Genomic DNA, 11478 nt, shown 5'->3' on the forward strand with positions numbered 1-11478 from the left:
AGACCGCAGCCAATCGGCACCAGGTATGCGAACCCGTGAAGTGGTACGGAAAGCAACCCACGTGGTGCCGAACCAACTCACAACCAGCTCACTAGGACTCCTCCGCCGCCCCGGGCGGGAAGGACGTCCGCAGGGTGAACGCGTGCCTGGTGGGCCCGTGTTCACGTAGATGCAGCAGGCGGGACTCGGCCTCCGGGACCGCGGGGCGATGGCCGGCCGGGACCCACCACAGCGCGGTGACCGCCTCCTCCAGCCGCTCGAAGAAGTCACGGCGCCGCGCCATCAGCTCACGGTGCAGGCCCTGGTACATGAACGCCGTCAGCGCGTTCGTGTCGCGCCAGGTGGACATGTTGACGATCAGCCACTCGTCACCGAAGACGCGGAGGTCCGTGGCGTTGCCGGTGTCGTTCTGCAGACGCCAGACGAATCCGTCCGCCGCGTCCGCGACGGCGTTCACGGGGTCGAGGGCTTCGACGAAGTCCTTCAACTCGGGTGAGTCCAAAGGTGCCTTGAGGCGGGCGATATTGACCTGTGCGAGCTCGTACGAGGCTGTCGACTCAGTCATGACCGAACGGTAGGTCGGCCATGGCGACGACCACACCCCCCGTCTCACGGAGTGAGAGAACGCCCTCTTGCCGCCTTCGCGGGCGCTTCACCCACCACCTCACGGAGTGAGGGAACGCCTTCTTGCCCCGTTCGCGGGCGCGCCTCGCCCACCCCCTCACGGAGTGAGAGAAAGAAGAGGCCCCCCTCACGGCCCGAGTGAGGAGACCCCCTCACGACCCCAGCACCGCCTCCATCACCGCCCGCGCGATCGGCCCCGCGAACCCGCCGCCGGTGATGTCCCCCCGGTCCGCCGCCGCGTCCTCGACGACGACCGCGACGGCCACCGCGGGCTCCATGGAGTCGTCGGCCCGGGCCCAGGAGATGAACCAGGCGTACGGGGTACCGGAGTTGCCGATGCCGTGCTGGGCGGTGCCGGTCTTCCCGCCGACGGTGGCGCCGGGGATGGCGGCCACGGTTCCGGTGCCCTTCTCCACCACGTCGGTCATCAGTTCGCGCATCCGCTGCGCCGTCGACGCGCTCATCGCCTGGTGGAGGGTCCGCGGGCCGGTCGTGGCCAGCGTCCCGCCACCGTGCGCGGTCGTCCTCTCCACGAGGTACGGCGTCCTGACCGAACCGTCGCCCGCGACGGCCGCCGAGATCATCGCCATCTGCAGCGGAGTCGCGCGGGTGTCGAACTGGCCGATGGAGGAGAGCGCCAACTGTGCCTTGTCGAGCCGCAGATCGAAGTTGCTGGGCGCCACCGAGAAGGGGATGCGCAGCTTGCGGTCGTTGAAGCCGAAGTTCGCCGCCGTCCTCGTCATGTCGTCGAGCCCGACGTCCACGCCCAGTTTCGCGAAGACCGTGTTGCAGGACCAGGTGAAGGCGTACCGCAGGGAGGCGTCCTCGCAGCCCTCGATCTCGTTCGTGAGCCGCGTCGTGGTGCCGGGGAGCCGGTAGGGGTCCGGTGACGTGGTCGGCGCGTCCACATCGGCCACCACACCCGAGTCCAGCGCCGCGGCGGCGGTCAGCACCTTGAACGTCGACCCCGGCGGATAGGTCTGGCGGATCGCCCGGTTGAGCATCGGCTTGTCGGACCGCCCGTTCAGCCGCGCCCACGCCGCCGACACGGCCGGCCCCGTCCCGGACAGCAGCGCGGGATCGTACGACGGCGTGGACACCAGGGCCAGGATCCGGCCGGTGGTCGGCTCGATCGCGGCGACCGCGCCCCGGCGGCCGCCGAGCCCCTCGTAGGCAGCGCGCTGCGCCGCCGCGTCGAGGGTGGTGACGACCCCGCCGCCGGGACTACGGGCCCGGGTGAGGCCGTTCAGCAGGGGGAACGGGGCGAGCATCGGGTCGGAGCCGGAGAGGACGCCGTCCTCGGTGCCCTCCAGCAGCGTCGCCCCGTAGAGCTGCGAGGAGAAGCCGGTGACGGGCGCGTACAACGGGCCTTCCCGGTACGTCCGTTCGTAGCGGAGCTGCTCGCCGGTGTCCTTGGAGCCGGTGACCGTCCGGCCGTCGACGACGATGTCGCCGCGCGGCTGGCCGTAACGGGCGATCGCCGGACGGCGGTTGGCGGGGTTGTGGTCGTACGACGGGGCCTGGACGACCTGGACGCGGGCGGCGTTGACCAGGAGGGCCACGAGCAGCACGGCGCACAGTCCGACGGCCCGGCGGATGTACTTGGTCATGGGGCCGGTGTCCCGTCGTACTGACCGCGGGCGCAGTCGCTGATCCGGATCAGCAGAGCCACGATGATCCAGTTGGTGACGACCGAGGAGCCGCCCTGCGCGAGGAACGGCATCGCCATGCCGGTCAACGGGATCAGGCCGGTCACGCCTCCCGCGATGACGAAGACCTGGAGGGCCACGATCGAGGCGAGCCCGATCGCGAGCAGCCGGCCGAAGGGGTCGCGCAGGGACAGGCCCGCGCGGTAGCCGCGCTCCACGAGGAGGCCGTAGAGGAGGAAGATCGCGGACAGGCCGACCAGACCGAGCTCCTCGCCCGCGGTCGCCAGGATGAAGTCGGACTTGGCGGCGAAGCCGATGAGGATCGAGTGGCCGAGCCCGAGCCCGGTGCCGAGCATGCCTCCGGCGGCGAACGCGAAGAGGGACTGGGCGAGTTGGTTGGGACCCTGGCCCGCGGCGATCGACGCGAACGGGTCCAGCCAGTCCTGCACCCGGCTGTGCACATGCGGTTCGAGACGGCCGACGGCGACCGCGCCGACACAGGCCAGCAACAGCCCGACGACGGTCCAGCCGGTGCGGCCTGTGGCGACGTAGAGCAGGATCACGAACAGGCCGAAGAAGAGCAGCGAGGTTCCGAGGTCCCGCTCCAGGACCAGGACCAGGACGCTCAGCAGCCAGATCGCCACGATCGGGCCGAGGATCCGGCCGGTGGGAAGCTGGAGCCGTCTGAACCGCCAGACCTGGCGGCCGCTGTAGGCGAGCGCGCTGCGGTTGGCGGCGAGGTAGCCGGCGAAGAAGACCGCGAGCAGCACCTTCGCGAACTCGCCCGGCTGGATGGAGAATCCGGCGATCCGGATCCAGATGCGGGCGCCGTTCACGGCCGGGAAGAAGATCGGCAGCACGAGCAGGGCGAGCGCGCCGACCACCGAGACGTAGGTGTAGCGCTGGAGGACCCGGTGGTCGCGCAGGAAGAGCACGACGACGATGAAGAACGCGACGCCGAGCGTCGACCACATGAGCTGGATGGGCGCCGCCTGGTCGGCCGGGGTCTCCAGGTCGAGCCGGTAGATCAGCACCAGGCCCAGGCCGTTGAGGAGGACGGCGATGGGCAGCAGCAGGGGATCGGCGTACGGGGCCCGCAGGCGCACGGCGACATGGGCGAGGAGCGCGAGCACGCCGAGCCCGGCGCCGTATCCGGCGGCGCCGGGCGGGACGGTGCCGTTCCTGGCCAGACCGACGGCGCAGTAGCCGTACACGCAGAGCAGGACGGCGACGACGATGAGGGTGAGCTCGATGCCACGGCGCCTGGGCAGGCGTTCAGCGGGAGGGGCCGGCTCCGCCGCCACGGCCGTTCCGGACATTCCGGGCAGGATCATGTCCGGAACGTAGCAAGCGGGCGCCCCGATGTCCCGTTACGCGATGACGAACGGGCCGGTCCGGTTCGTCATCCTTCGGCACCGGCGGGTCAGCACCAGCGGGGGGACGGACCGATGTTGTCGATGTAGCGCGCGGCGCCCCAGGCCCAGGTGCCGTCCGTCAGGAGGTACCAGAGGGGGTTGCCCTCGACGGTCTGGCCCGGGGTCTTGCAGAAGATGGAGACGATCTCGCCCTGCCGTGCGACCCGGATCAGCTGGCTGCCGCGGGTCGGGGAGCTGCGCAGGGCCAGGCCGCCGCGGGCGGTGACCCTGCCCTGGTACAGGCGCGGGTTGTTCTGACCGAAACCGTCGTCCCTGCCGTTCCCGTCTCCGTTCCCGTCCCCGTTCCCCTGCTCGTGACCGTTGCCGCCTCCACCACCACCGCCGTTGTTCCAGGTCTGGCCGTTGCCGTCGCCCCCGCCACCGCCGTTGCTCCAGGTCTGGCCGTTGCCGTTGCCCCCGCCGTTGTTCGACGTCTGGCCGTTTCCGCCGCCACCGCCCCCGTTGTTCGAGGTCTGGCCGTTTCCGCCACCGCCACCGCCATCGCCCCCACCACCGCTGGTGTTCCACTGGTGGGTGTCGCCGCTTCCGGTGCCGCCCTCGCCGTCGGCGAGGGCTGGGGCGGCACCGGCGAGGGCGACGAGGCTGCCGGCGGCGAGGGCCATGCCGATTCGGGTGTATGTGGATCGCAGGGACATGGAGGGCTCCTCCGGAAAGGGGGCGAACCTGACTTACCGCCACATTAGAATCGGGAGCCGGGGAACGCAGGTCACACTCCGCCATCGGAGATGCCCGGCTCCTCCCACCCGCCCTGAGGGAGCGTCAGCGTCGTCACCGCTCCGCCGTCCGGGGCATTCGCGAACCAGGCGCGCACCCAGGACCTCCGCCTGGCCCAGCGCGATGGTCAGGCCGAGTCCGTGGCCCTTCGAACCGCCCTCGGTGCGGAAGCGCTGCGGCCCGTGCTCCAGGAGGTAGCCGGGGAAGCCGTCCCCGTGGTCCCGGACGGTGACCACCGGGCCGTCCAGGGTCAGCACCACCGGCCCCCTGCCGTGCTTGTGGGCGTTCGCGACCAGATTCCCGAGCACCCGCTCCAGCCGGCGCCGGTCGGTCTCGACCCGCGCGCCCCGCGTCACCCGGACCTCGGTGTCGGTGCCCGAGGCACGCACCACCCGTTCGGCCAGGGGCACCAGCGCTTCCGAGTCCAGTTCCAGACGTTCGCTGCGGGCGTCCAGCCGGGAGATCTCCAGCAGGTCCTCGGTGGGGGTGCGCAGCGCGGCCACCGGGTCGCGCACCAGTTCGGTCGGCCGCCCCGGCGGCAGCAGTTCGGCCGCCGCGTGCAGCCCGGTCAGCGGAGTGCGCAGTTCGTGCGCCCCGTCCGCCGTGAGCCGCTGCTCGCTCTGCAGCTTGCCCTGCAACGACGACGCCATCGTGTCGAGGGCTCCGGCGACCGCGGCCACCTCGTCCTGCGGGCGCGTCGGATCCTGGGCGCGCGTCCTTTTTGTTCGCACGCGCAGTCCGTACGGGCCGTACGGACGCCCGGGCCGCCCGGGCCGTACGGACGCCCGGGCCGCCCGGGCCGTACGGACGCCCGACGCCTGTGCCGCTGCTCCTCCACGGCCGCTCCGCGAGTTCTTCTACTCGGCTACCCCGCTACCCCGCTACCCCGCTACTCCGCGAGTTCCTCGAGGAGGCGTGCCGTGTCGAGCCCGGCCCGCAGGTACTCCACGAACAGGTCGTTGTGCAGGGCCCAGGGCGAGCGCCGGGCCCTGATCAGCCGGATCGCGTCCTCGGCGCCGTGCCCCGCCAGCGTGAGGGCGTGCGCGACGACCAGTCCCGAGCGGTTGTACCCGTGATAGCAGCGGACGAGCACTCGGCGCCCGTCCTCCAGCGCGTCGTCGGCGGCCCGCGCGAGCCGCATGACCCCCGTGAGCTGCGTTCCGTCCAACGGCCCGTCCGGAATCGGCCACACATGGTGCTCGACGCCCGGGTCGGGCCCGTGCCCGGGCAGCCGCAGAAGCGTCAGGACCAGGTCGAACTCATCGTGTACGACGGCGGATTCGGGCTGTCCCGAACGCCCCGCGAACTCATGGCCGCCCATCCACAGGCCGGGCACGATCTCACTCCACGGGCTGTCCGGTGCCGGAACATCCGGATATCTTCTACGAGTCCGCACCGGCGCCTCCCGCCCAACTCCCCCAACTCCTGCCAAAGGTAACCGGGTTCTTGCCCGGGGAGCACCCCGCCTGTTCCCATGGTCGTGGGGTGATGGTGCATGAACGGACTGCGCGTCGTACCGGCCCGGCGGCACGGACAGGAGCGTCTGTATGTGTGCCTGACCGACGGGAGAAGCGTCGCCTGGTACGACCGTGAGACGGCCAGGGTCAATCTGCTCAGCGAGGACCGGCGCGAGGACGTGCTCGGAGTGCTGGGCCCGTTCCTGACCGGCCCGGTGACCGTCGGGCCGCCGCCCGTGCCGACCCCGGCCGAGCTGGCCCGGCTGACACTCCACCCGGACGACGATCTCGCGCCGAACCGGCCCGGCGAGGCCCTCGTGATCGACCTCGACCGCGACCCCGGCCCGGCACACCGGCTGCGCCCCGACCCGCGCCGCCGCGCGCTCGCCGCCGAGCAGGCCGTCGGAGCCGCCCTCGACGAGCTGGAAGGGGGCGGCTGGCACACCCTGCACTCGGTCCCGCTGCCGGGCGGCGACCGCGTCCACCACCTGGTGATCGGCCCCGCCGGTCTCTTCTGCGTACACAGCCTGTACGCCCGTAAACAGCGGGTCCTGGTCGCCGACCCGATGGTCACCGTCGGCCGCCGGGAACCGAGTCCGCTGCTCCGCCGGGTCCGCGCCGACGCCGACCGCGCGTCCCACGCCCTGACGGCCGAGGTCCGCGCGGTCCTCGCCGTGGTCGGACCCGCCCGTCTCGACACACCCGTGCTCCCCCGCGAGGTACGCGTCCTGCGGGACACCGACCTCGCGGGCCTCGCCCGGCTCGGCGGGGTGCTCAAGCCGGCGGACGTGGAGGCCCTGCACGCGATGGCCCGCGACCGGCACACCTGGCTGCGGGTGTGAACCCGGACCGGGCGCTGCCCGCCCGCGGCCCTCGCCGGGCCCTTCAGGGCAGCGGGCACGCGCGCTCCGGGTCGAACAGCGGGGCCAGCAGATCGCCGAACTCCCGCACGCGGGGCGCGATGTCCGCTGCCTGGAACGCCAGTCGGTCCGGCGACCCGCACTCCTCGACCTCCTCCCACCTCACGGGCGCGGACACCGTCGGCGCCGCCCGTGCCCGTAGCGTGTAAGGAGTGGCGGTCGTCTTCCGGCCGGCGTTCTGACTCCAGTCGACGAAGACCTTTCCGGGCCGCAGGCTCCGCGTCATCCGGTGCACGACCTGGCGGGGCAGCGCCTTCTCCGCCTCCACGGCCAGCTCCTTCGCGTACGCGCTGACGTCGGCGGACGGTGTCGGTGCGACGGCGGCCAGCAGATGCAGCCCCTTCGACCCGGACGACTTCGCGTACGCCTCGATCCCGTCGGCGGCCAGCCGCTCGCGCAGCCACAACGCCACCTCGCAGCACTCCACGACCGTCGCCGGCGCCCCCGGATCGAGGTCGAAGACGATCCGGTCGGCGATCCCGGGCGTGCCGATCGTCCACTGCGGCGTATGGAACTCCGTCACCAGGTTCGCCGCCCACATGAGGGAGGCCAGGTTCTGGACGAGGACCATGCGCGCGGGCCCCTCGGTGCGCGGAACCTCGGCCGTGGTGACCCAGCCGGGCGTACCGGGCGGCACGTTCTTGGTGAAGAAGAGCTGCCCGTCCGGCCCGTCGGGATAGCGCAGGAAGGAGACCGGCCGGTCCCGCAGATGGGGGAGCAGTACGTCCGCCACGGTGGCGTAGTAGTGCAGCACCTCGCCCTTGGTGAAGCCGGTGGCCGGATGGAGGACCTTGTCGAGATTGGTGAGCGCGAGCCTTCTGCCCTCCACCTCCGTGATCGGCGTCATACCATGACAATCCCACGAAAACGGCACAAAAATCGCTCAACGTGATCGGAAGGGTGCTGCACGTGCGATCCATCTGGAACGGCGCCATCTCCTTCGGCCTGGTCAGCATCCCCATCAAGGTCGTGAACGCCACGGAGAGCCACGCGATCTCCTTCCGCCAGATCCACCTCGACGACGGCGGCCGCATCCGCTACCGCAAGGTCTGCGAGCTGGAGGACAGCGAGGTCTCGACCGCCGAGATCGGCAAGGCCTACGAGGACGCGGACGGCACGCTGATCCCCATCACGGACGAGGATCTGGCCTCACTGCCCATCCCGACCACCCGGACCATCGAGATCGTGGCATTCGTCCCGGCGGACCGGATCGACCCGCTCCAGATGGACACGGCGTACTACCTCGCCGCGAACGGCGTCCCGGCCGCCAAGCCGTACGTCCTGCTGCGCGAGGCCCTCAAACGCAGCCAGAAGGTCGCCGTGGCGAAGTTCGCGCTGCGCGGGCGGGAGCGGCTCGGCATGCTGCGCGTCGTCGACGATGTCATCGCCATGCACGGACTGCTGTGGCCGGACGAGATCCGCGCCACCGACGAGGTCGCCCCGGACGCCGCCATCACGATCCGCGACAAGGAGCTCGACCTGGCCGACGCCCTGATGGACACCCTCGGCGAGGTCGACCTCGAAGACCTGCACGACGACTACCGCGAGGCCGTCGAGGAACTCGTCACCGCCAAGGCCGAGGGCCACGAGGCACCCGCCGCCCCCTCCGGGGAGAAGGCCGGCGGCAAGGTGCTGGACCTGATGGCCGCCCTGGAGAAGAGCGTGCGCGCGGCCAAGGAGTCGCGGGGCGAGGAGGCCGAGGAGACCACCGCGACCGGCGAGGACGCCGAGGTCACCCCGCTGCCGGCCGGCAAGACCGCCGCCCGTGGGTCGACCCGTACGACACCGAAGGAAGTCGGCGGGAAGAAGTCGACGTCCACGGCGAAGAAGCCGGCGGCCAAGAAGACCGCGGCGAAGAAGTCGACGGCGAGGAAGTCGACCGCCAAGACGACCACCGGCACCACGGCGAAGCGCTCCGGCGGCACGACAGCCTCCCAGTCGACGACCTCCCGTACGACGTCCAAGAAGACCGCCGCGAAGAAGGCGCCGGCGAAGAAGACGACCTCGCACAAGCGGGCGTCCGCCTGACGGATACCCGGGCCGGGTTGCAGGCCTGGGAGCCCGAGGGACGCGCCTCCCCGCCCTCCCGGGCCTGGTTAGAGTGACGGAGACGTGCGGCGCCGGTGGCGCCCACGGTGCGCGGAACTCGCCCCTGACGTCGGCGGGGTGGCGGGGCGGCTGGGGCGATGTGAGGTGCCCAGAGGTCGGAGCGATACGAGGAGTTGCTCAGGATGCCAGGACGATGCGAGCCGCCCGGAAGGCCGGGACGGTACGCGGAGTTACCGGGAAGGCCCGGACGGTACGCGGAGTTACGGGGAAGCACGGGGCGGTACGCGGAGCCGCCCGGAAGGCCGGGCCGATACGCGGAGTTACGGGGAAGGCCGGGCGGATGCGCGGCGCCGCGCGAGAGGCCCGTCCGCAGGCCCAACCACCGCCCAGGGGGCGGCCGATGAGCGCGCCGCCCGTGACCCTCGTCCATGCCTGCCTGCGCGGGGGCGCGGGCGGCAGCCCCACCGCCGTGGTGCTGGAGGAGGCACATCCGAACCTGAGCGACGAGGAGCGGCGCCGGGTACCGGTGAATGCGAGAACCTCGCACGCCGTCTACGTCAGAGTGCACCCCGGCGAGACCCGAGAACCGACGGTGGACCTGCGCTTCTTCACCGCGGAGGGGGAGTTGCCGGCCTGCGGCCACGGAACGGTCGCCGCGCTGGCATACCTCGCGCACTCCGCGTCGCGGAACGGCGCCCCGGAGTCCTACCAGGCCACCCTCCGGACAGCGAGGCGCGTCTTCGAAGGCTGGTCGGAACCGCGTGGGGGCCACTTCGCCGCCGCCTTCGATCCAGGCCCCGTGGACCTGCGCGAACCGACCGAGCCCGAGCGGGCCCTAGCGCTGAAAGCCCTCGGCGTGGCACGGGACGAGCCCGGCGTGGACGAGTACGGCGCGGACGGCCCCGGCGCGGACAGGCCCGGCGCGGACGGGCCCGGCCAGGACGTACGCGTCGCGGCGATGGGAAGGGAGCGCCTCCTGGTCCCCGTTCCCGACCGCGCGGCGCTCACCGCATTGAATCCGGACTTCGACCAACTCCGCGCCGCCTGCGACCGCTTCGGCCTGCTGGGCGCGTACGTCTACTCCCCGCCGTCACCCTCAGGCTCCCTTGCGGCCCGCATGTTCGCACCGTCGATCGGCGTCCCGGAGGACATAGCCAACGCCAACAGCAGCGCCTGCCTGGCCGCTTACCTGGCCGCACACGGCACCACTGAGCTCACCATCGACATGGGCGACGCCCTGGGCAGCCCCGCCACCATCACGACCACAGCCACCCCAGGCCCCCGGGGACCCCGCATCCAACTGGGCGGAACGGCCAGGGTCGAGCACATGAGAAACGCCCCCAGGGCCTGACTGCCCGCCTGCTCCGGGACTCAACACCGATCGAGCATGCATTTCTGCGCGTGACGCGGGTCAGCGATCAGAAGCCCCGGTCGAACTCCCTTGGCTGGACGTCGACCGGGCCTGCGGCACCGCCGTGAACCGAAGACTCGGTGACGCCGTAGCCCTCGACCACCTCACGGCGCCGAGCAGGCCAGGGAGGTCTTCTGCCGAGCGAGTCCGGCCACCAAGATGCTTCCCGGAGGCTGTGTGTGGCACTGAGACTGGGAGGTGTGACCATCGACTGGAACTTCATCGCCACCACGGGCGGTGCCGTAGTAACAACTCTGCTGGGCGTCATCGCGGGCTCCGCCGTCAGTAGCCGGGCGCAACGAGGACAGCGCTCCTGGGAACGGCAGACGGATGCTTGTGCACAGGTATTGCGGGAGTCCGCCGCGATCCTGATAGCACTGAGCCGGCTGGCTCGGGAAGTGAGGGGTCAGCCGGCGGGCGAATCGACAGACGGGGTCTCGACCATCGACTGGCGGCCGTGGAACGACGCCTTAGCGATGGTGAGTCTTGTGGCTGACCACGACATCGCCCACGCCGCCCATGCGATCGACGAGGAGATCTGGCGAGCTCAGCTTGCTCTTGTCCGCGAGGTATCCACGCAGGAGCGCTGGTTCGAGCTTCGAGACCTTGTCGAGGACCGACGCCGGTCCTTCACCGCAATCGCCCGCCATCGACTGGCTGTCCCAGGACCGATCCCGAGCCGCCTCCACGGCCGCCCAGACCCCCAGGATCCAATCTGGGCGCTCCCAACAACCCCGCCACCCACGCCGGGCAACGACTGAACCTCCCCGCACATACGCGAAGACCCCGGCCTCAGCGTTTCCGCTGGTGACGGGGTCTTTGGGCACCTCATAAGGGGTGCCCCCGGCAGGATTCGAACCTGCGCACACGGCTCCGGAGGGCCCGTGCGTTGCTCACGTTTCAGAAGGTCACAGGCCTTTGGGCGCCAGTTGGCGCGAGCTTCGTCCGCAGGTAGTCCACGGACGTTTTGTGAGCTGCTCGTTGGGGCCGGGAGGGCGTGCCGAAGGCAGCAGCATCGAGCGCATTTCGCTGAAGCTCATGCCAGCCTGCGGTGATCGTATGGAGTGAGCGCCCAATGCGCCCGAGTGAGGGACTGCGCGCACAGGCGGATCGACAGACCGGAGCACGCCTGGAGTTGGCGCGTGGCCAGCAGGAGTGGGCTGTGACATGCGGCTCGGCCTGGTCTTTTTGCCCGCCAGGCAGCATCACGATTCCGAC

At 71.1% G+C, this 11478-nt stretch carries 10 protein-coding genes and 1 pseudogene; 4 read left to right on the plus strand and 7 right to left on the minus strand.

Annotated elements, in window-relative coordinates:
• Positions 1 to 91 precede the first annotated feature (91 nt).
• The 6 genes and pseudogenes from ACIQRL_RS34605 to ACIQRL_RS34630 form a co-directional block, all read right to left on the minus strand.
• Positions 92 to 565 carry a DUF3291 domain-containing protein gene (locus ACIQRL_RS34605; RefSeq protein WP_401339047.1) on the minus strand — a complete coding sequence of 158 codons (474 nt, stop codon included), beginning with the start codon at positions 563 to 565 and terminating at the stop codon, positions 92 to 94.
• A gap of 211 nt (positions 566 to 776) precedes the next feature.
• A complete protein-coding gene (locus tag ACIQRL_RS34610; protein ID WP_401339050.1) occupies positions 777 to 2234 on the minus strand; it encodes a penicillin-binding transpeptidase domain-containing protein in 1458 nt (485 codons plus the stop codon).
• A complete protein-coding gene (locus ACIQRL_RS34615; protein ID WP_401339053.1) occupies positions 2231 to 3607 on the minus strand; it encodes an FtsW/RodA/SpoVE family cell cycle protein in 1377 nt (458 codons plus the stop codon). Before ACIQRL_RS34615 ends, ACIQRL_RS34610 begins: the two co-directional genes overlap by 4 nt.
• An 89-nt stretch (positions 3608 to 3696) precedes the next feature.
• Positions 3697 to 4344 carry an SH3 domain-containing protein gene (locus tag ACIQRL_RS34620; RefSeq protein WP_401339056.1) on the minus strand — a complete coding sequence of 216 codons (648 nt, stop codon included), beginning with the start codon at positions 4342 to 4344 and terminating at the stop codon, positions 3697 to 3699.
• A 71-nt stretch (positions 4345 to 4415) separates the two neighbouring features.
• Positions 4416 to 5136 (minus strand): annotated as a pseudogene (locus tag ACIQRL_RS34625) (ATP-binding protein); the annotation flags it as partial.
• A gap of 176 nt (positions 5137 to 5312) precedes the next feature.
• Positions 5313 to 5819: a dual specificity protein phosphatase family protein gene (locus tag ACIQRL_RS34630; RefSeq protein WP_401339059.1), complete on the minus strand. Its 507-nt coding sequence runs from the start codon at positions 5817 to 5819 to the stop codon at positions 5313 to 5315.
• Positions 5820 to 5918: 99 nt separating this feature from the next.
• Between ACIQRL_RS34630 and ACIQRL_RS34635 the strand changes: the two genes are divergently transcribed.
• The gene (locus ACIQRL_RS34635) at positions 5919 to 6722 is read left to right on the plus strand and encodes a nuclease-related domain-containing protein (RefSeq protein WP_401339062.1); all 804 of its coding nucleotides are present in this window, start codon (positions 5919 to 5921) and stop codon (positions 6720 to 6722) included.
• 43 nt (positions 6723 to 6765) lie between these two features.
• On the opposite strand, the gene ligD is transcribed toward ACIQRL_RS34635, so the two are convergent.
• Positions 6766 to 7647 (minus strand): non-homologous end-joining DNA ligase, encoded by an 882-nt coding sequence (gene ligD / locus ACIQRL_RS34640; protein WP_401339065.1) that lies wholly within the window; start codon positions 7645 to 7647, stop codon positions 6766 to 6768.
• A gap of 53 nt (positions 7648 to 7700) precedes the next feature.
• On the opposite strand from ligD, the gene ACIQRL_RS34645 reads away from it, so the two are divergent.
• The 3 genes from ACIQRL_RS34645 to ACIQRL_RS34655 all read left to right on the plus strand — a co-directional run bounded on the left by ACIQRL_RS34645 (position 7701) and on the right by ACIQRL_RS34655 (position 11021).
• The gene (locus tag ACIQRL_RS34645) at positions 7701 to 8828 is read left to right on the plus strand and encodes a Ku protein (RefSeq protein WP_401339326.1); all 1128 of its coding nucleotides are present in this window, start codon (positions 7701 to 7703) and stop codon (positions 8826 to 8828) included.
• A 421-nt stretch (positions 8829 to 9249) separates the two neighbouring features.
• Complete coding sequence (locus ACIQRL_RS34650) at positions 9250 to 10200, plus strand: PhzF family phenazine biosynthesis protein (RefSeq protein WP_401339067.1); 951 nt, start codon at positions 9250 to 9252, stop codon at positions 10198 to 10200.
• A 260-nt stretch (positions 10201 to 10460) separates the two neighbouring features.
• On the plus strand, positions 10461 to 11021 hold the full coding sequence (locus ACIQRL_RS34655) for a hypothetical protein (protein ID WP_401339070.1): 561 nt from the start codon (positions 10461 to 10463) through the stop codon (positions 11019 to 11021).
• Positions 11022 to 11478 lie beyond the last annotated feature (457 nt).

Origin of the sequence: Streptomyces sp. NPDC091209 (assembly GCF_044757755.1) — a bacterium.
GTDB lineage: Bacteria > Actinomycetota > Actinomycetes > Streptomycetales > Streptomycetaceae > Streptomyces.